The organism is Nonomuraea sp. NEAU-A123, from assembly GCF_018603905.1.
Taxonomy (GTDB): Bacteria; Actinomycetota; Actinomycetes; order Streptosporangiales; family Streptosporangiaceae; genus Nonomuraea.
The window spans coordinates 419972-438928 of the sequence record NZ_JAHFZZ010000006.1; the positions used below are offsets into that span (position 1 = coordinate 419972).

18 protein-coding genes are annotated in these 18957 nt (G+C 71.7%); 11 read left to right on the top strand and 7 right to left on the bottom strand.

The window, feature by feature from the left end:
- Genes KLK06_RS21065 through KLK06_RS21080 form a run of 4 tightly spaced genes read left to right on the top strand, consistent with a single transcriptional unit; the run spans position 1 to position 3480 of the window.
- The gene (locus KLK06_RS21065) at positions 1 to 1017 is read left to right on the top strand and encodes an ABC transporter permease (protein WP_214637235.1); all 1017 of its coding nucleotides are present in this window, start codon (positions 1 to 3) and stop codon (positions 1015 to 1017) included.
- The gene (locus tag KLK06_RS21070) at positions 1014 to 1880 is read left to right on the top strand and encodes an ABC transporter permease (protein WP_214637236.1); all 867 of its coding nucleotides are present in this window, start codon (positions 1014 to 1016) and stop codon (positions 1878 to 1880) included. The genes KLK06_RS21065 and KLK06_RS21070 overlap by 4 nt, the downstream gene beginning before the upstream one ends.
- Positions 1877 to 2611, top strand: coding sequence for an ABC transporter ATP-binding protein (locus tag KLK06_RS21075; protein WP_214637237.1), 735 nt, complete (start codon positions 1877 to 1879; stop codon positions 2609 to 2611). The genes KLK06_RS21070 and KLK06_RS21075 overlap by 4 nt, the downstream gene beginning before the upstream one ends.
- Positions 2612 to 2613: 2 nt before the next feature.
- Positions 2614 to 3480 carry an ABC transporter ATP-binding protein gene (locus tag KLK06_RS21080; RefSeq protein ID WP_250905823.1) on the top strand — a complete coding sequence of 289 codons (867 nt, stop codon included), beginning with the start codon at positions 2614 to 2616 and terminating at the stop codon, positions 3478 to 3480.
- 8 nt (positions 3481 to 3488) lie between these two features.
- Here KLK06_RS21080 and KLK06_RS21085 read toward each other — a convergent pair whose 3' ends face one another.
- Positions 3489 to 3965: a MarR family winged helix-turn-helix transcriptional regulator gene (locus KLK06_RS21085; protein WP_214637239.1), complete on the bottom strand. Its 477-nt coding sequence runs from the start codon at positions 3963 to 3965 to the stop codon at positions 3489 to 3491.
- Positions 3966 to 4038: 73 nt separating this feature from the next.
- Here KLK06_RS21085 and KLK06_RS21090 point away from each other — a divergent pair, with 73 nt between their 5' ends.
- Complete coding sequence (locus tag KLK06_RS21090) at positions 4039 to 5430, top strand: MFS transporter (RefSeq protein WP_214637240.1); 1392 nt, start codon at positions 4039 to 4041, stop codon at positions 5428 to 5430.
- 8 nt (positions 5431 to 5438) lie between these two features.
- Here the strand turns inward: KLK06_RS21090 and KLK06_RS21095 are convergent, their stop codons facing one another.
- Together KLK06_RS21095 and KLK06_RS21100 are read right to left on the bottom strand one after the other, a co-directional pair.
- Positions 5439 to 5795 carry a DUF742 domain-containing protein gene (locus KLK06_RS21095; protein ID WP_214637241.1) on the bottom strand — a complete coding sequence of 119 codons (357 nt, stop codon included), beginning with the start codon at positions 5793 to 5795 and terminating at the stop codon, positions 5439 to 5441.
- Complete coding sequence (locus KLK06_RS21100; protein WP_250905743.1) at positions 5788 to 7689, bottom strand: nitrate- and nitrite sensing domain-containing protein; 1902 nt, start codon at positions 7687 to 7689, stop codon at positions 5788 to 5790. Before KLK06_RS21100 ends, KLK06_RS21095 begins: the two co-directional genes overlap by 8 nt.
- A gap of 161 nt (positions 7690 to 7850) precedes the next feature.
- On the opposite strand from KLK06_RS21100, the gene KLK06_RS21105 reads away from it, so the two are divergent.
- Positions 7851 to 9416, top strand: a complete 1566-nt coding sequence (locus tag KLK06_RS21105) for an ABC transporter substrate-binding protein (RefSeq protein ID WP_214637242.1) — start codon at positions 7851 to 7853, stop codon at positions 9414 to 9416.
- 22 nt (positions 9417 to 9438) lie between these two features.
- On the opposite strand, the gene KLK06_RS21110 is transcribed toward KLK06_RS21105, so the two are convergent.
- Positions 9439 to 9600, bottom strand: coding sequence for a hypothetical protein (locus tag KLK06_RS21110; RefSeq protein ID WP_214637243.1), 162 nt, complete (start codon positions 9598 to 9600; stop codon positions 9439 to 9441).
- A 20-nt stretch (positions 9601 to 9620) separates the two neighbouring features.
- On the opposite strand from KLK06_RS21110, the gene KLK06_RS21115 reads away from it, so the two are divergent.
- Positions 9621 to 10247, top strand: a complete 627-nt coding sequence (locus tag KLK06_RS21115) for a hypothetical protein (protein ID WP_214637474.1) — start codon at positions 9621 to 9623, stop codon at positions 10245 to 10247.
- Between the two features lie 7 nt (positions 10248 to 10254).
- Here the strand turns inward: KLK06_RS21115 and KLK06_RS21120 are convergent, their stop codons facing one another.
- Positions 10255 to 11514, bottom strand: coding sequence for an MFS transporter (locus tag KLK06_RS21120; protein WP_214637244.1), 1260 nt, complete (start codon positions 11512 to 11514; stop codon positions 10255 to 10257).
- A 75-nt stretch (positions 11515 to 11589) separates the two neighbouring features.
- Between KLK06_RS21120 and KLK06_RS62380 the strand changes: the two genes are divergently transcribed.
- The 4 genes from KLK06_RS62380 (at position 11590) to KLK06_RS21140 (ending at position 17178) form a co-directional block, all read left to right on the top strand.
- Positions 11590 to 14256 carry an AAA family ATPase gene (locus KLK06_RS62380; RefSeq protein WP_214637245.1) on the top strand — a complete coding sequence of 889 codons (2667 nt, stop codon included), beginning with the start codon at positions 11590 to 11592 and terminating at the stop codon, positions 14254 to 14256.
- A 68-nt stretch (positions 14257 to 14324) separates the two neighbouring features.
- Positions 14325 to 15683: a DNA-3-methyladenine glycosylase 2 family protein gene (locus KLK06_RS21130; protein ID WP_214637475.1), complete on the top strand. Its 1359-nt coding sequence runs from the start codon at positions 14325 to 14327 to the stop codon at positions 15681 to 15683.
- Positions 15680 to 16879 carry an MFS transporter gene (locus KLK06_RS21135; protein ID WP_214637246.1) on the top strand — a complete coding sequence of 400 codons (1200 nt, stop codon included), beginning with the start codon at positions 15680 to 15682 and terminating at the stop codon, positions 16877 to 16879. The genes KLK06_RS21130 and KLK06_RS21135 overlap by 4 nt, the downstream gene beginning before the upstream one ends.
- 62 nt (positions 16880 to 16941) lie before the next feature.
- Positions 16942 to 17178: a hypothetical protein gene (locus KLK06_RS21140; RefSeq protein ID WP_214637247.1), complete on the top strand. Its 237-nt coding sequence runs from the start codon at positions 16942 to 16944 to the stop codon at positions 17176 to 17178.
- A 4-nt stretch (positions 17179 to 17182) separates the two neighbouring features.
- Here KLK06_RS21140 and KLK06_RS21145 read toward each other — a convergent pair whose 3' ends face one another.
- Positions 17183 to 18127: a cobalamin biosynthesis protein gene (locus KLK06_RS21145; RefSeq protein ID WP_214637248.1), complete on the bottom strand. Its 945-nt coding sequence runs from the start codon at positions 18125 to 18127 to the stop codon at positions 17183 to 17185.
- Entirely contained in the window at positions 18108 to 18893 is a 786-nt protein-coding gene (locus KLK06_RS21150; protein WP_214637249.1) for an aminoglycoside phosphotransferase family protein, read from the bottom strand. The genes KLK06_RS21145 and KLK06_RS21150 overlap by 20 nt, the downstream gene beginning before the upstream one ends.
- Positions 18894 to 18957: the final 64 nt, after the last annotated feature.

Below are 18957 nucleotides of genomic sequence, written 5' to 3' on the forward strand. Positions count from 1 at the left end.
ATGCCGCGCTATCTGGTCCGCCGCCTCGGCCAGGCCGTCCTGGTCGTGGCCGGCGTGATCGTGCTCACGTTCGCCATCATGCGGCTGGTGCCCGGCGATCCGGCGGTCGCGTTCGCCGGGCCGAAGGCGACTCCCGAGGAGCTCGCCGCGGCCCGGCTGCGGTTCGGGCTGGACGACGCGATCCCGGTGCAGCTCTGGAACTACATCAGAGACCTGGTGACGGGCGACTGGGGCACCAGCCTGCGTACCCGGCAGCCGGTCCGCGACGATCTGCTGCTCGCCTTCCCCGCCTCGCTGGAACTGGTCGGTACGGCGCTGCTCCTCGCGATCGCGGTGGGCATTCCGGTCGGCGTGCTCGCCGCCCGCTATAAGACGAAATTTCCGGACTTTGGGGTGCGGATCACCAGCATGCTGGCCGTCTCGGTGCCGGTGTTCTGGCTGGCCCTGGCCCTGCAGACGGTGTTCGCCAGCAATCTCGGCTGGTTCCCGATCGCCGGCGAGTACGACTCCGCGCTCGACACCACCAGCCCGCTGACGCTCTGGACCAACATCACCATCGTCGACGCGCTCATCACCGGCAACTGGCCGATCTTCACCAGCACGCTCGAACACCTGGTGCTGCCCGCCGTGGTCGTGGCGGCCTACCCGACGGGCGTGATCGCGCAGATGACCAGGGCGGCGCTCATCGAGGAGTCCGGTCAGGACCACGCCCGGCTGGAGCGGGCGCTCGGCTTCGGGGAGACGTCGATCCTGACCAGGTTCGCGCTGCGGCCCGCGCTGAACCCGGTGCTGTCCCTGATCGCCCTGGTCTTCGCGTACGCGATCGTGAACGGGTTCCTGGTCGAGGCGGTGTTCAACTGGCCGGGGCTGGGCCGGTACGCCGTCCAGTCGATCTCCAACCGCGACACTCCGGCCATCGCGGGCGTCACGCTGCTGGTCGCCGTGGTCTATGTGCTGGCCAACCTGGTCGTGGACCTCCTCCAGGGCGTGGTCGACCCGAGAGCGAGGGCCCGATGACGGAGACGCGGGTGGCCGAGGAGCCGGTGCGGCTGCGCCGTACGCTGCCGAAGGTCACCGACCGGTTCGCCGCCGCCGGGGCGGTGCTCATCGTGGTCATCCTGCTGGCCACGATCCTGGCGCCGTGGCTCGCGCCGTACCCCGTGGACCGGCTCGATCTCGTCCACACGCTGCTCCCGCCGAGCGGCGCGCACTGGTTCGGGACCGACAAGGTCGGGCGCGACGTGCTCACCCAGGTCCTGTACGGCGGCCGGACCTCCCTGACCATCGCCGTGGCCGTGCTGGCGATGTCGGCGGCCGTGGGCGTCACGCTGGGCGTGGTGGCCGGCTACGCGGGCGGCTGGCTGCGGGACGTCATCATGCGCGTCACCGACGTCTTCCTGGCCTTCCCCGCGCTGCTGCTGTCGCTGGCACTGGCCGTGGTGCTGGAGCCCAGCGTGACGACCGCGATCGTGGCCATCGCGGTGACCTGGTGGCCCTGGTACGCCCGGCTGGCCGCCTCCGTGGCGGCCTCCATCTCCACCCGGAGTTACGTGGACGCGGCCCGCTGCCTGGGCGTGCCCGCGCCCATGATCATCCTGAGGCACGTCCTGCCGAACTCGCTCACCCCCGTCCTGGTCCAGATCTCCCTCGACGCGGGCGGGGTGATCCTCACCGCCGCCGCGCTGTCGTACCTGGGCCTCGGCGCGCAGGAGCCGACGGCGGAGTGGGGGCTGATGGTGGAGCAGGGGCAGACGCTGTTCACCACGAACTGGTGGGTCGTGACGTTCCCCGGGCTGGCGATCCTGGTGACGGCCTTCGCCTTCAACGTGTTGGGGGAGGGGCTGCGCAACGCCCTGGACCCGCGAAGGGTCGTGAAGTGATCGAGGTCAGGGATCTTCAGGTGCGCTACGGCGAGCGGCTGGTCGCCGCCGTGCCCGAGCTGGACGTGCGTGAAGGAGAGTGCGTGGCGATCGTGGGAGAGAGCGGGTCGGGCAAGTCGACCACGCTGCTCTCGCTGCTGGGCCTCACCGAAGGCGCCCACGTGTCTGGAAATATCCGGGTCTGTGGGGTCGATGTGCTCCAGGCGCCGGAACGGCGGCTCCGCGAGATCCGGGGCGCCCGGGTGGCGCTCGTGATGCAGTCGCCCCAGGCCGCGCTCAGCCCCACGACCCGCCTGGGCACCCTGATGCGCCGCGCGCTGAAGCTGCACGGCCTGGGCGCCGACCGGGTCATGGTGGAGGCCGTCGAGGCGGTCATGCTCGACCCGGGCATCCTGCGCCGTTATCCGCACGAGATCTCGGGCGGCCAGGCGCAGCGGTTCGCGATCGCGCTGGCCATCGCGCTCGGCGCCGAGGTGATCCTGGCAGACGAGCCCACCAGCGCGCTCGACGTGACCGTGCAGGCCGAGGTGGTCGGCGTGCTGCGGCGGCTGCGCGAGGAACGCGGCCTGGCCCTGCTGCTCGTCTCCCACGACCTGGCCCTGGTCTCCACGATCGCCGACCGGGTGCTGGTCATGAAGGACGGCGCGGTCGTGGAGAGCGGCCCGGCCGCCGAGGTGCTCGCCGCGCCGTCCCATCCGTACACCCGCGAGCTGCTGGAGGCGCTGCCGTGACGATGCTCAGGGCGGAGGGGGTGACGCTCGGGTACGGCCGGACGCCCGTCGTGCACGACGTCACACTCGACCTCGTCGACGGCGGCGTCGGCCTGATCGGCGAGAGCGGCTCGGGCAAGACCACGCTGGCGCGGGCCTTCCTCGGCCTGCTCACCCCCACGTCCGGAAATATCTGGTACGGCAAGCAGACCCTGAAAAATGCGGACATGAGGGCGTTTCGCAGGGACGTCCAACCGGTCTTCCAAGCCGAAGCCCTCGACCCCAGGATGCGCATCGGCGGCTCCATAGCCGAAGCCCTGCCGAGGAACGCCAGACACCGCGTCCCCGAACTCCTGGAACAGGTCGGCCTCTCCCCGGAGCTGGCCACCAGGCGCCCGCACCAGCTCTCGGGAGGTCAGCGGCAGCGCGTGGTCATCGCCAGGGCGCTCGCGGTCGGCCCGCGGCTGCTCATCCTCGACGAGCCCACCAGCGCGCTCGACGTGACCGTCCAGGCCAGGATCCTCGACCTGCTGACCGGCCTCGACACCGAACGCCTGCTCATCACCCACAACCTGGCCGTGGTCGGCCGGCTCTGTCGCACCTCGCACGTGCTGTTCGCGGGCCGCGTCGTGGAGTCGGGCCCGACGGCCGACATTCTGGCCAGGCCCGCGCACCCGTACACGCTGGCGCTGCGTGACGCCGTACCGAAGCTCGGGGGCGCGCCGCCCGTGACCACGGGCAGGACCGAGGCGCGGCCCGCCGGGACGGGCTGCCCGTTCCGGCTGCGCTGCCCGCTGGCGGTGCCGGAGTGCGAGGAGGCGCCCGCGCTCAGGGACGTCGACGGCCGGCAGGTGGCCTGCCACCGCGCCGAGGACGTGCTGGTGTCCTGACGGGCCGGTCACTTGGCGGCGGTGTCCGCGAAGCGGTCCTGGAGGTGCGTGCACAGGTCGTCGGAGAGTTTGGACAGCAGCCGCTCCAACTCGGCCCGCTCGTCATCGGGCCAGTCGGAGATCGCGCCGTCGAACCACTCCGTGGTGACGCGGCGGCAACTGGCGGCCGCCGCGGCGCCCTCATCGGTGAGCGCGATCCGCCAGGCCCGGCCGTCGTCGGGGTCCTTGACCCGGGAAAGCAGCCCGCGCTGCTCCAGCGACGAGACGTGCCGGGTCACGTGCGGGCTCTCCACCTGCAGGCCCTCGGCGATCGCGCCCACCCTGCGCGGCTCGCCGGCGTCGAGCAGATAGACGAGGACCTGCACGTCGGGCCGGTCGAGCCGGACACCGGCCGCCTCGGTAAGCCGCTCGTGCGTCTTGGCGCGGTTGAGGGTGGTCACCAACCGCCTGAAGGCCGCCACGGTCTTGTTGAGATCTTCGCCCATCGCTTCGCTTACCTAACTTACGTATGTATTATCGTCTCTCGGTTACTTACCCAAGTTATCTAAAGGAGCTGTCATGGCGACAGTGGTCGCTTCCCCGAAACCTGGGACCTCGAACAAGAGCCCGTGGCCCGCCGTGGTCGCGCTCGCGTTCGCGGCCTCCATCGCCGCATTGCAGAACACCGCGGTGGTTCCCCTGCTTCCCGTGCTCCAGCGCGAGCTGCATACCTCGCTCTCGGCGGTGAGCTGGACGCTCACGCTCAGCCTGCTGGTCGGCGCGGTGGCCACGCCGCTGCTGTCGAGGTTCGGCGACATGTACGGCAGACGGGCGATCATCCTTGGCGCGCTGGGCCTCCTGGTGATCGGCTCCGTCATGGCCGGGCTCGCCACCTCCCTGCCGATGTTGCTGGTGGCCCGGGTGCTGCAGGGGTCCGTGGCGGCGTTGGTGCCACTGGCGATCGGTGTGGTCCGCGACCTGCTGCCCAGGCAGCAGCTGGCCACGGGCATCGGGGTGATCAGTGCCACGATGGGCTTCGGCAGCGGTGGCGGGATGATCCTCGCGGGGCTCGCCTCGGGTGACTACCACGCGGTGTTCTGGATCACCGGCGCGATCACGGTGGTCGCCACGGTGATCGTCGCCTTCCTGGTACGCGACCAGGCGCCGGGCGGTGGCGGGCGTCCCGACCTGGCCGGGGCGTTCCTGCTGACCGTGTGGCTCGTCGCGCTGCTGCTGGCCATCAGTGAGGGCGGCTCGTGGGGCTGGGGCTCGCCGGGGGTGCTCGGGCTGTTCGCGGTCACGGTGGTGGGCGCGCTGGCCTGGGTGGCCGTCGAGCGGCGGGTGGCCGAGCCGCTGGTGCAGATGTCGATGCTGGTGCAGCGGGGCACGATCGGCGCGACCGTGGCCTCGATGCTGCTCGGGTTCGCCTTCTTCACCGTCATGACGGGTGTGTCGGGGTTCACCCAGGCACCGGCCTCAGGACTGCGGGCCTCGACCTTGCAGGTGGGGTTCTACCTGCTGCCCAGCACGCTGTTCATGCTGGTGATCTCGTTGTTCGCCGGGCGGTTCATGCGCCGGTTCTCGGCCTCGTCGATGGTGGCGGCCGGTGGCGGGGTCGTCGGGCTCGCGGCACTCTGGCTGGTCTTCGCCCACCGGACCGGCGGCGACATCTACGTGGCGACGTCACTGCTGGGCATCGGGCTCGGCGTGGGGTACGCGGCTCTCGGCACCATGGCGGTCGAGCACGTCAGCCCGGACAAGACGGCGCTGGCCGCCGGGGTCAACGCACTGGTGCGCATCGTGGGCGGCAGCACCGCGGGCGCGGTCATCGCCGCGCTCCTGGCCGCCCAGCCGGGCGTACTCGGCTACCAGTGGGTCTTCGGTGTCGCCGCCGTGGCGGGCGGGGTGGCCGCGGTGTTCGCGGCCGTGTTCGGCCTGCTCAACCGGCGCGTCGCCATCGCGACGCCGTAAGGCGGCGCTCAGAGCGCCTTCAGGCCGTTGATCACCTCCAGCAGCACCGTGGCGTCCGGCGCGGCGCGCGGCGGCTCGACCTGGATGAGCTGCTGCGCGTGCAGGTCGCCGCAGAGGACCCTGACCACGCCGATGGGCAGGTTCAGCTCGGCGGCCACGTCCACGAGCCGGGTCGGCTTCGTGCACTTCTGCATGATGATCAGATGCTCGGGGCCGAGCCCGGCGGGCGGCGCCAGGCCACCGGCCGTGATGATCACCGCGATGAGGTCGATGGCCTCGCTCGCGGGGACGGTACGGCCCCGGGTCAGCAAGTAGGCGGGGACGATGGGACCCGCGTCCTCATCCAGCCACCGCTCGTCATTCACTGGGCACCACCCGCATGGGGCGTGGGGCGGGCTCCTGGGCGCGCTCCTCCGGCTCGGCCGGCGGGTCGCTCACGTGTTCTGCCGGGATCAACACGATCGCGGTGGTCCCTCCATATGGTGAACCGCGTAATGTCACGCGGATGTCATGCCTGGCGGCCAGGCGGGAGACGACGAACAGGCCGAGCCGGTCACTGTCGGCCAGGTCGAACTCCGGAGGGCTGGCCAGCCGCTCGTTGAAGTCGGCCAGCTCCTCTTCACCCATCCCGAGACCGCGGTCCTCCACCTCGAAGACGAAGCCGCGGGCCGCCGCCTCGCCGCGCACGATGACCGTGGTGTGCGGCGGGGAATTGACGGTGGCGTTCTCGATGAGCTCGGCGATCAGGTGGATCACGTCGCCGACGACCGGCCCGGCCAGGCGCTGCCCGGGCATCGGCTCGACGGTGACCCGCTGGTAGTCCTCGACCTCGGCCGCCGCGCCGCGCGCCACGTCCAGCAGCGGCACGGGCTTGCTCCAGCCGCGGCCGGGGGTGGCGCCCGACAGGATGATCAGGCCCTCGGCGTGGCGGCGCATGCGCGTGGTCAGGTGGTCGAGGCGGAACAGGTCGTCGAGGGCGTCCGGGTCGGTCGCACGGTGCTGCATGCCCTCAAGCTGGATCCGCTGGCGGTGCAGCAGCGTCTGGCTGCGCCTGGCCAGGTTGCGGAAGACGTAGCCGACGCCGTCGCGGAGCTGCGACTGCCCGACCGCGGCCTCCACGGCCGTCTGCTGGACGATGGAGAACGCCTGGCCGACGTCGGCGATCTCGGCGGTCGTGCTCGCCACCGACAGCTCGGGCACCTCGACCGCCTCGCCCTTGCGCAGCTTGGCCACGACCTGCGGCAGCCGCTCCCGGGCCACTTCGAGCGCGGCCAGCCGGAGCGCGCCCAGCTCCTTGGACAGCCGCGTGCCCATCCGCAGCGAGAACGCGATCGACACGATCACCAGGATGAAACACGTTCCGGCCAGCAGGAACGCCCGGTAGAGCACCGAGTCCGCCACCGGCTCCGCCCGCTCGGAGAGCATCGTGCTCGCCTGCATCTGGGCTTCCTGGAACGACTTGGCCAGCGTGTCGGCCGTGGTCAGCCAGGACTTCGGGGCGGCGCCCGCGATGATCTGGTCTTCCATGAGCCGCATCCGCTGGTAGGCGGGCGAGGTGATCAGCGACACCTGCGTGTCGCGCAGGCGCGGGTCGAGCTCGCCGAGCGCCTGGTCGATGATGAAGCGCCGGTTGCCGACCCACTGGGTGAACAGCCTGCGCTCGGCGTCCGTGGTCGGCCCGACCGCGATGGCCTGCTCCCTGGTGAGCAGCTCCTTGGCGTAGCCCATGTCGATGACGATGCGCGACTGCTCATAAATCGGGATGTCGTCAATGAACGCCACCCGCCTGTGCAGGCCGAACAGGGCGTCGGTCATCGCGTTGTAGGACTCGACCGCGCGCAGGCGGTCGGACAGGCCCGCGTCGATCTCGGCCCTGACCGCGTCCAGCCGGTCCATCTGCGTGAGCACCGCGTCCACCTGTGTCCGGATCGTCTCCGACGCGTTCATGGACGTGCTGGAGAGCTTCTTGAAGTCCGCGTCGGCCGCGTCCGTCCTGGTGCGCTCCGCGGCGGTGGCCGACCTGTCGGCCGGGCTCTCCGTACGCAGCAGCTTCACCGAGGCGAGGCGCTCGAGTTGGATCTGGTTGATGAGCTTGTACGCGGGCAGTCGCAGGTTGGTCCAGAGCGTCTTGTACTGGCGCAGCTCCAGGCTCTCGCTCGCGGTGACGGCGGTGATGACTCCCCAGAGCACCACCATCGAAGCGAGCGGAACCAGCAGTAGACCGATGATCTTCATGCGGATCGTGCGGCTACGACCCATGGCACCTCATTCCGGTCGGTCCCCTGCTGGCAACCCCGGACGGGACAAGCCCAGAGGATAGCAATTCGATCTCTGGAATGGCTAATTTTTCGGGACTTTTGGACTTTTGACCGGCATCGTGCAGTAGGTTTCGGCGTACATCCGTCACAGAGGGAGATGCGTTGCGCCGTCGTCTCACAGCGGTCGCCGCGCTGGTGTTCTCCATCGCCGCGTGTTCGACCCCGTCAGAGGTGGTACGGCAGGCACCGGCCGGCGAGTCGTCGTTCGTCTACGTTCAGAATTTGGACGTGATCTCCGACTGGGATCCCAGTCGCTCGTACTCCAACGAGATCATCGCCCTGCAGAACATCTACGAGACGCTGACCGTCTGGAACCCGGTGACCAAGAAGTCCAGCCCCCGGCTGGCCACCTCCTGGCGCTCGTCGGCCGACGGCAAGACGTGGACGTTCACCCTCCGGTCCGGCGTTACCTTCCACACGGGCAGGGCCCTGGACGCCGCGGCGGTGAAGGCGTCGATCGAGCGGACGATCAAGACCGGGACCGGCGCGTCGTACATCTGGGACGCGGTGTCCGCCATCCGGGCCGACGACCTGGAGACCGTGACGTTCACCCTCAAGTACCCGGTCCCGCTGGATCTGGTCGCCTCCTCCGGCTACGCGGCCTACATCTACGACACCCAGGCCGCTCCCGACCTCGGCAAGTGGTTCCAGGCGGGCCGGGACGCGGGCTCGGGACCGTACACGATCGCGAGCTGGCGCAAGGGCAAGGAGAAGGAGCTCACGCTCAAGTCGTACGACGGCTACTGGCGCGGCTGGAGCCAGCCTCACTACCGCACGGTCGAGTACCGCGTCGTGCCCGACACCGACCGGGCCTGGAAGATGCTGCTCCACGGCGACGTGAGCTTCGTGGACCGGCTCAACCCGCGGCTGTTCGCCAGGGCGTCGGTCACGCCGGGCCTGCGCACGTCCGCGCGGGCGTCGTTCCAGACGGCGATGCTGCTGTTCAACACGGCCGCGCGCCCGATGGCCGACGTGCGGGTGCGGCGCGCGGTGCAGAAGGCCGTCGACTACCAGGGCATCATCCGGGCGCTCAAGGGCGCGGCCTCACCGGCCAGCGGCATCGTGCCGGAGGGGCTGCCCGGCCACACCCCTGGGCGCGTACCGAAGCAGGACCTCGTGGAGGCCGCGCGGCAGCTCCAGCTTGCGGGCTACGGCCCCGGCGGCAAGCCCCTGCGGCTACGGCTCACCTACGCCGAGGGCGACAACGACGAGCGGCTGCTGGTCACCAGGCTGCAGGCCACGCTCAAGACGCTCAACGTCACGCTGGACGCGCGGGCGATGCCGTGGAACGCCCAATGGGAGCTGGGCAAGAAGCGCGGCCAGGACATCTTCGTCATGTACTGGTGGCCCGACTACGCCGACGGCTACTCGTGGTTCGGCAACGTCTTCCACAGCGCCGAGCCGCCGATCTTCAACCTGGCCTACCTGAAGGACAAGCGGACCGACGCCCTGCTCGACACGCTGCCCAAGCTCACGGTGACCGACAAGGCCGCCGCCCAGCGCGGCTTCGCCCAGGCCACGAGCCGGGTGCTGGACCAGCGGGTGGCCGGTGCGCTGCCCTGGGTGGTCAACTACCAGCGCGCCTATCTCGGCGGCATCCAGGGCTATGACGACAACCCGGCCTATCCCGACGTGGTCTTCGTCTACGACCTGCGCCCCGCCGGCTGATGGTGTTCATGGCGTCACTTCTTCATGGCGTCACTTCGCGGTTGCCCTCGACGCGGTCGCGCAGCCGTTCCTTGATCTCCTGCGGGGTGTAGGCGCGGCGGCGCCGTTCGGCCCGCGCGATCGCCACCCCGGTGGCCGCGACTCCCGCGACCCCAGCCAATCCGAGTATCTTCCACCAGCGCATGTGCCTACGCTAGCGGTGTGCTGACTCTCGACGAGGCCGTGAGCCTGACCAGGACCGGCGATGTGTGGGTCTTCCGCGGGCGCTCGGTGCCGGACCGCGCCATCCAGACGATGACCAACAGCCCGATCAACCACGTCGGTATGGCGATCGTGGTCGAGGACCTGCCGCCCATGATGTGGCACGCCGAGCTCGGCAGGTCGCTGCCCGACCTGTGGTCGGGCAGCCACCAGCGCGGAGTGCAACTCCACGACCTGCGCGACGCGGTCACCGTCTGGGCCAACAGGTACGGCCAGCGGGCCTGGCTCCGCCAGCTCGAACCCGAGGCGACGCCCGAGATGGAGGACGCCGCCCTGCGCGCGGTGGCGCGGCTCGACGGCACGCCGTTCCCCTCCACCGCGAGGATGGCGGCCCGCTGGGCCAAGGGACGGGTCCCGCAGCTTCGGCGCCGGATGGGGGAGCGCACGCTGGAGAGCGCCTACTGCGCCGAGATCGTCGCGGTCACGTACGAGGAGATGGGGCTGCTGCCCGGCGGGCGCCGGCCCAACTGGTACGACCCGGGCAGGTTCTGGAGCGGCGACTCTCTCGACCTCGTGGGCGCCTACAAGCTGGGCAACGAGATCACGGTGGGCGTCGAGCGGGCTGGCTGATCCGTGTTCAGCGGGCGTCGAGTGGTGCGCCATCGCCGTGGCGGCGAGCAGGGCCTGCGGAGAGGGCGCGCTTTCGGGCCAGTGGCAGGGTGGCGGTGACCAGGGCGGCGGTCACGGCGAAGCCCACGGGGTAGCCGGTGTGGCCGATGAACAGGCCGAACCCCATCGCGCCGACGCCCATCCCCGCGTCGTAGGCGAGGTTCCACAGGGCGCTGACCGGGCCCGAGGGACCGCGTTCGAGCATCAGCGCCAGCGTGGCGTTCTGCAGCACCCCGAACCCGACCCCGAACATCGCCATCCCCACCACCACCGCGACCGGCTCGCCGGCCCAGACCTGGAGCGCGACCCCGGCGGCGGTGACGAGTATGCCGGGCGCCAGCAGCCGCTCCGAGCCGTGCCCGTCCCCGATCCTGCCCGCCCACCAGCGGGCCAGCGGCGTGCCGAGCGACTGGGCGAGCAGCGCCGCCGAGGCCAGCTCCGGCGACCCGGCCAACGGCAGGAACGTCACCAGCACGCCGACGGCCAGCGTGACGGCGGCGAAGATCAGCGTGGGCCGCACCTGGACGCGCAGATCGAACGTCCCAGCGTTCCCCTTCCCGGTGCTCCCGGCATTCCCGGCGGTGGGTCCGGTGTCAGGCTCGGTGTCGGATTCTGTGGTGGGGTGGGTGCCGGGTGCTGTGGCGGGGTTGATGGCGGGCAGCGCGAGCACCGTGACCAGTCCGGCCAGCGGGATCAGGGCGCCCACGACGAGCACCGGGGTGAAGCCGAGCACTCCGGCCGCCCACAGGCCCAGCGGCAGCCCGATGACCGACGGAACGCCCACCGCCACCCCGTACAGCCCCATTCCCTCGCCGCGCCGTTCGGCCGGCACCAGCTCGGCGGCCAGCGCGGTGCCCGCGACGACCAGGATGCCGAGCCCGCCACCGCGCAGCAGCGCCACCGTGATGACCAGCGGCAACCCCGCGGACAAGGGCAGCAACAAGGCGGGCAGACCGAGCAGCACCAGCCCGAGCGCCAGCACGGCACGGTAGCCGTACCTCGACAGCAGCCACGGCACGGCCAGCTCCAGCAGAACCGTGGACAGCATCATGGCGCCGGTCGTCAGACCCACCCCGGACTCGCCCGCGCCACCCGACGCGGCGTACAGCGGCATGGTCGCGAACAGCAGATAGAACCCCAGCAGCCCACTGGCCGCGGCGGCCATGGCCAGGAGCAGCGGGCGGGTGAGCAGCGAGCCAGAGGGCGCCGGTATCGGGCGAGTCAGCATGATGCCGACTGTGCCGGATGACCGCCTTAGGCACATCGGGCATGATGCGTAGCCCCCTCTTCATAGTGTGGTGATGTGTTCGTCGGACGTGAGAAGCAGCTCGCCGCGCTGGCGGCCGCCCTGGAGCGTACGCCGGGGGCGGTGCTCGTCGTCGGTGAGGCGGGTATCGGCAAATCGTCCCTGGTACGCGAGTTCACGCGCGGCGTCGACGCGCTGGTGGCCGAGGGCGGCGCCGACCCGGGAACGGCCCTTCAGCCGATGGCCGGTCAGGGTGTGATGCCGTATGCGCCGTTCGTGCCGGTGTTGCGCCGACTGGTCCGGGAGTACGGCGCCGAGCTCATCCCCGGCGGGGGCCGGATGGGGTTGGCGCGGCTGCTGCCCGAGCTCGGCGAACTGGAGGAACATCCGGAGCTGGGACGGGCCAGGCTGTTCGAAGAGGTGCTGCTGCTGGTCGAGCGGGTGGCGGAGCGGCGGCCCGTCGTGCTCGTACTGGAGGATCTGCACTGGGCCGATCAGGCCACGCGGGACCTGCTGGTGTTCCTGTTGCGTAACTTGACGCGGCCCGGCGTGCTGGTGATCGCGACCTCGCGTGAGCCGGTGCGCCTGCCTGTGGCCGAGGTTCTCAAGGTCCCGCCGCTGGGTCGCGACGAGGTGGCGCGCATGTTGGGCGTGGCGCCTGGGCTTGCCCGTACCGACATCGATCGGATTGTGGCGCGTAGTGAGGGCAACCCGTTGTTCGCTGAGGCGCTGGCCGATGCGGGCGCCACCACGCCCACTACGCCCACCACGCCCACTACGCCTGCCTCGCTGCGCGAGTTGTTGCTCACCGGTGCGGAGCGGCTCGGTCAGGTCAGCCTGGACGTGCTGCGGATCGCCGCCGTGTCGTCTTCTGTGTCGCGTTCGGCGCTGTACGAGGGGAGTAGGACGCCGCACGAGGTGCTGCGGTCCGTGGCCGGACTGGACGACCTGGCACTGGACGAGGCGCTGCGGCCGGTCGTCCGGGCTCGGTTGCTGCTGGTGGATGGTGACGGCTACGTGTTCAGGCACACGCTGATCCGGGACGCGGTCTACGACGACCTGCTGCCGGGCGAGCGCATCCGCCTGCACATCCGCTGCGCCGAGGCGCGGCCGGAACTGGCCGCCGACCACTGGTACGCGGCGGGCGACAGACGCCGCGCCTTCCAGGCGGCCTGGCAGGCACGCCGCTGGGACCGCGTACTGGAACTGTGGGACTACTCCGACGACGGAGGACACCAGGGCGGCGAGGGCTCGGTTGGTGGCGGAGGCCGTGCCGGCGGCGCGGATCTGGTCGGCGGTATGGATCATGCCGCGGTGCTGGAGTTGGCGGCCAAGGATGCGCTGCATGTGGGCGATGCCGAGCGGGCCGAGGAGCTTGCGAGTCTGGCGCTTGACGAGGTGAGCGGTGATTCGCTGCGGGCGGCCCATCTGCTGGAGCTGCGGGTGGCGATCCGTGACCTGCTCGGCGAGGATGGCCTGGCGGATCTGCGTGAAGCGGTACGGCTGGCGCCGCGTGAGGCCCGACTGATCGGCGCCCTCGCCAACACCCTCGCCTGGAACGGCCAGGACGCCGAGGCCCGTGCCCACGCCGAGGACGCGCTGGCGCTCGGCGACGCCAGGTCTCTCGTCACCCTGGCCGCGCTCACCGCGCTCGACGGCGACCTGGCGACCGCGTCGAGGCTGCACGCCGAGGCGCGGGCCGCCGCTCCCGACGACGACACGGTGCTGGTCGCGTACGCTGGCGAGGCCGACGTACTGGAGGCGGCGGGGGAGCACGTCAGGGCGGAGGCGGTCGCGCGCCGGGGCATGGCGCAGGCCAGGCGGGTGGGCATGGCCCGCTCGCGCGGCGCCCACATCGCCGCGAACCTGGCCGAGCCCCTGGCCTCCCTCGGCCGCTGGAAGGAGGCGCGCGAGGTCATTGACGCGGCCTTGGCGCTCGACCCGCCGCCGATCCACCGAGCCTGGTTGCTGATGGTGCTCGGCACGGTGGCGGTCTGGGAGGGTTCGCTGGAGGAGGCGGCCGCCGTTCTGGATCGGGCCAGGCCGCTGATGCGCGGGCGTTCGCGCGGGTACGACTCGTGTCTGGAGCCTGACCTGCTCGAAGGCAGGCTGGCCGTCGCCGCCGGTGACGTGGAGCGGGCCGGGCGGCTGGCCGATCACGTGCTGTCCGCGCACGATCTGACGCTCAGCCGTCGCTACGCCTGGCCGCTGCTGGTGATCGCCGCGCGTACGGGCCGGGTACGGCAGGCGCCTCCGGGGATGGAGACGATGGGGCGGGTCCAGGAGGCGTACCGGGCGATGTTCGAGGCCGAGTGCGGGGGCTCGTGGGCGGCCGCCGTGGCCGCGTGGCGGGCGGTCGGTCAGCCGTACACGCTGGGGCAGGCCCTGGTCAGGGCGGCCGAACAGGGCCCCGAGGCGGCGCGCGAGCTGCTGCGTGAGGCCGCCGCCATCGCCGGGCGGCTGGGTTCGGAGCCGCTGCGGCGCGAAGTCGAGGCCGCGGCGGCCAGTGGCAGGGTGAGTCTGACGGCCGATCCCGGGCTGTCGGCGCGGGAGCTGGAGGTGCTGGAGCTGGTGGCCGAGGGGCTGAGCAACAAGCAGATCGCCGAGCGGCTGTTCATCTCGGCCAGGACCTCGGGTGTCCACGTGTCCAACATCATGGCCAAGCTCGGCGTGGGCTCGCGGGTCGAGGCGGCGTCCCTGGCCCGCCGTACCGGGCTCCTGTAGGGCGTTGCCGTTGGCGTCCGATCGTGGCTAGCCGCCGCGCCCCGGCGCACGTCACAGTGGGTCGGGTGATGGATGCTGACAACCTGTACGCGGTGCTCAGGAGCCGCGACCGGCGCTTCGACGGGCGGTTCTTCGTCGGGGTCGCCACCACGGGCGTCTACTGCCGGCCGAGCTGCCCGGCGGCCATGCCCAAGCCGGAGAACCTGCGGCTCTACCCCTCGGCGGCGGCCGCCCAGCAGGCGGGACATCGGGCCTGCAAGCGCTGCCGTCCCGACGCGGCGCCCGGCTCGCCCGAGTGGAACCTGCGGGCCGACGTGGCCGGGCGGGCGATGCGGCTGATCGCCGACGGGCTGGTGGACCGGGAGGGCGTCTCGGGGCTGGCCGCCCGGCTCGGCTACAGCGAACGGCAGTTGCACCGGCTCCTGCTGGCCGAGCTCGGCGCCGGACCGCAGACGCTGGCCAGGGCGCAGCGGGCGCAGACCGCGCGGATCCTGCTGGAGTCGACGGGGCTGGGGGTGGGGGAGGTGGCGTTCGCGGCTGGGTTCGCGAGCATCAGGCAGTTCAACCAGACGATCAGGCAGCTGTACGGGCTGACCCCCACTGAGCTGCGGTCCCGCGTCGCCGGGAAAGCCGGGAAAGCCGAGAAGGCCGCGCTGGGGTCGGTGGGCGTGCCGAGCTCGCGGGGTGTGCGGGTCCAGGTGCGGCTGGCCTATCGGCCGCCGTTGGACGTGGACGCGCTGTTCGGCTACCTGGCCGCGCGGGCCGTGCCCGGGGTCGAGGAGGGTGGGGCCGGGTTCTACCGCAGGTCGCTGCGCCTGCCGTACGGGACAGGCGTGGTGGATGTAACGGACGGCGGCGATCACATGCGGTGCGAGCTGCTGCTGGCGGACGTCAGGGATCTGGCGGTCGCCGTGCGGCGGTGCCGGGTGCTGCTCGACCTCGACGCCGACCCGCGCGAGATCGAGGAGGTGCTCGGCGCGGACCCGGTGCTCGCCCCGCTGGTCGCGGCCCGTCCGGGGCTGCGCGCGCCCGGCCACGTGGACCCCGCCGAGCTGGCCGTGCGCGCGGTGTGCGGGCCGGGGGACGAGCTGGTGGAGCTGGTCGAGCGGTTCGGTGAGCCGCTCGGCAGCCCGGCGGGGGGCGTCACCCGGCTGTTCCCGCCGGTGGCGGCGCTGGCCGAGGTCGCCCCGATCGCGGAGGCGCTGGCCACCGGGCGGCTCACGCTCGATCCGGGCGCCGACCGGGACACGGCCGAGCGGCAGCTGCGTACCGTGCCCGGCGTGGACGAGCGGACCGCCGCCTACATCCGCATGCGCGCGCTCGCCGACCCCGACGTCTTCCTGCCCACCCGGCAGGTACGGCAGGCGCCCGCGAGCTGGCGTCCCTGGCGCTCCTACGCCCTGCACCACCTGTGGGCCGCGGCATGACGCTCACCGTTCTGGCCGCGCGGGACTTCCGCCGGCTGTGGATCGGCTCGTCCATCTCGCTGGTCGGCGACGGTATGACGCTGGTGGCCCTGTCCTGGCTGGTGCTCAACGGCCCCGGCGGCGTCGGCGCGCTGAGCCTGCTGGCCGCCTGCTACACCGCCCCGGTGCTGGCCGGCGGGCTGGCCGTGGGTCCGCTGCTCGACCGCTTCGACAAGCGGCACGTGCTGGCCGCCGACAGCCTGGTCAGGGGTGTCGCGGTGGCCACCGTGCCGCTGACGGCCGTGCTGGGCGGGATGCCGGGCTGGCTGCCGTTCGTGGTGGCGGCCCTGCACGGCCTGCTCAAGATGGTGCCCATGGCCGGTGTGCCCGCGGCCATCCCGGACCTCGTCGAGCCGGACGAGCTCGACAAGGCCAACGCGCTGGAGTCCCTGGCGTACGCCGTGTCCGGAATCGTGGGCTACGCCCTGGCCGGAACGTTGATCGACGCCATCGGCGCGGTGAACGTGCTCGCGCTCGACGCGGCCAGCTATCTGTGCTTCGCGGTGGCCGCGCTGCTGGTCCGCACGCCGCTGCGGCCGCACGTGACGGCGGAGACGGGCCGGCCGCGACTGGCCCACCTGCTGCGGGATCGGGCGCTGGTACGCACGACGCTGGCGTTCATGGCGTTCAACATCGCCGAGGGCGCCCTGGTGCTGGTCGCCGGGCCGTGGCTGGCCAAGGACCGGCTGCCCGGCGGGCCGGCCACGCTGGCGCTGCTGCTGAGCGCCCTGTCGGTGGGCGAGCTGGCGGGCGGCTTCCTGGCCGGGTCGTGGAAGCCGAACACCGGCCGGCTGCGGGCCATCGGGCTGGCGCAGCTCCTCGCGGCGTCGGGATTCCTGGCGGTGCTGGCCGTACCCGACCGGTGGGTGCTGGCGGCGGGCTTCCTGCTGATCGGGGCGGCGGGGGTGGTGATGACCGTCTGGGCCCAGTCGCTGCGCATGGAGCTCATCCCGCCCGCCCTGCGCGGCCGCGCGTTCAGCGTGCTCCGTACGCTCATGCAGGCCACGCCGCCCCTCGGCGCCGCGGCCGTCGCCCCGCTCCTGGCCGGCGGGAACCTGACGCTGACCGCCGTCCTCATGGCCGCTCTGGCCGGGCTGCCCGCCTTCCTCCTGCTCCTGCCCCCCGGAATTAACAACTTCACAAAGTGGCGCAGCTGAGTATTCTGGGATTTTCAGCTTGTGCGGGGGCACAACTCCTTGACTTACGGAGGAGCGGCTCTATGGACACGTCCGACAGCCGCATTGTCGTCTTATTCATCATCGTCGCGCTCGCCCTGTTCGTCGCGGGACGCCGTTTCCAGTCGATGGTCTCGGCCCGGCAGGCCTGGCGGCACTCCATGCGGGCCGTACCGATCAGGCGGCAGTCCACGGGCAGCTCGGTCAGGGTGATGCTCGGGCTGGGCGTGATCGTGGTGATCGCGTTCTGGTTCGTGACGAACCTGCAGAACCTGACGTAGGACCTCAACCCCGGCGGCGCAGGCCCCAGGCGGCCAGCACCGCGATGCCGGCGGCGGTCAGGCTCACCGTGCGGGTGAGGCGTACCGCGCGCCGGATGTCCCCGGCCTCGGGCTTGGGGCCGTCGCCCATGGTCGGGCGGTGCTCGGTCCGGCCGCCGTAGACGTTCGTGCCGCCCAGCGTGAGGTCGAGCGCCCCGGCGAACGCGGCCTCGCACCGGCCGGCGTTCGGGCTGGGATGGCGGTGTCCGTCTCTTCGCAGTACGGCCAGCGCCCGCGCCCGGTCCGGGGCGACGAGCACGGTGATCAGACCCGTCAGCCGGGCCGGCAGGTAGTTGGCCACGTCGTCGAGCCTGGCCGCCGCCCACCCGAAACGCTCATAGCGCGGCGAGTGGTGGCCGATCATCGCGTCGAGCGTGTTGATCGCCCGGTAGGCCAGCAGCCCGGGGACGCCCGCCACGGCCCCCCAGAAGAGAGGGGCCACGACGGCGTCGGAGGCGTTCTCGGCCAGCGACTCGACGGTGGCCCTGGCGATCTCGGGCGCCTCCAGCCGGGCGGGGTCGCGGCCGCACAGGTGGGGCAGCCGGGCGCGTGCCCTGGTCAGGTCGTCGTCCTCCAGCGCCTCGGCCAGGTAGGCGCCCTCGCGGGCCAGCGTGGTGCCGCCGAGCACCGCCCAGGTGGCGACGGCCGTCAACGCCGTACGGACGACCGGGTTCGCCACGCGCTCGGCCAGCACGCCGAGGCCGGCGGCCGTGCCCGCGCAGAGGACGACGTGGGCGACGCCGTTCGGCCTGGCGTCGCCGTACAGGGACCGCTCCAGCCTGGTGGCGGCGCGGCCGAACAGCGCGACGGGATGGGCCGTACGCGGATCGCCAGCGACGGTGTCGAGCATGACCCCCAACGCGATGCCCAGCGGCCTGGTTGGGTGGGACTTAGCTGACCAAATGCGCATGGAGCTTATCTTCGTGCTTGTCCAGCCAGACGGCCGCCCGGCGGATGCGCTCGCCCGCGCCGCCCGCCCACATCCTGGCCCAGCTCCCGCCCGCCGCCGCCCGGCCACGCATGACCGTGTACGAGCGCTGGAACCGGAGTCTGGCCAGCTCCAGCAGCCGCCGGCGATCACGGGGCGGCACCCCGTACGCGTCGCAGAACAGGCGGAGCCGCGCCCCCACGTCCAGCCCACGCTGGAGCGGAGCCAGGTCGACGGGGTCGGCGATGGGCGCCCAGTGCCTGAGCGTCGTGACGACGTCGAACAGCCGGGTCGTCGGCCGGGCCAGATCGAAGTCAATCAACGCCCGGGGCCTTCCGTCACGAAATATCACGTTTTCGAGGGTCAAATCGCAGTGACCTATGACCTCCGGGGCGGCGTCGTCGTTCGAACCGCCCTCCCAGCCGCCGCGGGTCAGCGGGAAGCCCTGCGTCGCGTCGTGGAAGTCGCGCAGCAGCTCGGCCAGGCGTACCAGAGCCTCATCGGTGACCGTCACCAGGCCGAGCCCGGTCGTACCCGGAACATAGGTGAGGATCTCCCGCCCGAGCCCGTCCATGCCCACCACGCGCGGCGCGCCCTCGAACCCGGCGGCTTCCAGGTGGCGGAGCAGGGCGTGCACGGCGGGCGTCGACGGGCTCACCGGCCTGCGCACGGTGTCACCGACCCGGACCACCCCGTCTGTCACATCCCCGCCCTGCAAGGGGATCTCGTGCAGGAGCGTCGCGACCATGCCAAGAGAGCTTAGACCCTTTTATACCCCTCCCGCCTGGCGTTTTAGCGTGTCGCGACTCTAC

Excerpts from the sequence above, each read along its gene's own strand:
- KLK06_RS21065 (WP_214637235.1), top strand. The coding sequence starts at position 1 with ATGCCGCGCTATCTGGTCCGCCGCCTCGGCCAGGCCGTCCTGGTCGTG.
- KLK06_RS21070 (WP_214637236.1), top strand. The coding sequence starts at position 1,014 with ATGACGGAGACGCGGGTGGCCGAGGAGCCGGTGCGGCTGCGCCGTACG.
- KLK06_RS21080 (WP_250905823.1), top strand. The coding sequence starts at position 2,614 with ATGCTCAGGGCGGAGGGGGTGACGCTCGGGTACGGCCGGACGCCCGTC.
- KLK06_RS21085 (WP_214637239.1), bottom strand. The coding sequence starts at position 3,965 with ATGGGCGAAGATCTCAACAAGACCGTGGCGGCCTTCAGGCGGTTGGTG.
- KLK06_RS21090 (WP_214637240.1), top strand. The coding sequence starts at position 4,039 with ATGGCGACAGTGGTCGCTTCCCCGAAACCTGGGACCTCGAACAAGAGC.
- KLK06_RS21100 (WP_250905743.1), bottom strand. The coding sequence starts at position 7,689 with ATGGGTCGTAGCCGCACGATCCGCATGAAGATCATCGGTCTACTGCTG.
- KLK06_RS21110 (WP_214637243.1), bottom strand. The coding sequence starts at position 9,600 with ATGCGCTGGTGGAAGATACTCGGATTGGCTGGGGTCGCGGGAGTCGCG.
- KLK06_RS21120 (WP_214637244.1), bottom strand. The coding sequence starts at position 11,514 with ATGCTGACTCGCCCGATACCGGCGCCCTCTGGCTCGCTGCTCACCCGC.
- KLK06_RS21130 (WP_214637475.1), top strand. The coding sequence starts at position 14,325 with ATGGATGCTGACAACCTGTACGCGGTGCTCAGGAGCCGCGACCGGCGC.
- KLK06_RS21135 (WP_214637246.1), top strand. The coding sequence starts at position 15,680 with ATGACGCTCACCGTTCTGGCCGCGCGGGACTTCCGCCGGCTGTGGATC.
- KLK06_RS21140 (WP_214637247.1), top strand. The coding sequence starts at position 16,942 with ATGGACACGTCCGACAGCCGCATTGTCGTCTTATTCATCATCGTCGCG.
- KLK06_RS21145 (WP_214637248.1), bottom strand. The coding sequence starts at position 18,127 with ATGCGCATTTGGTCAGCTAAGTCCCACCCAACCAGGCCGCTGGGCATC.
- KLK06_RS21150 (WP_214637249.1), bottom strand. The coding sequence starts at position 18,893 with ATGGTCGCGACGCTCCTGCACGAGATCCCCTTGCAGGGCGGGGATGTG.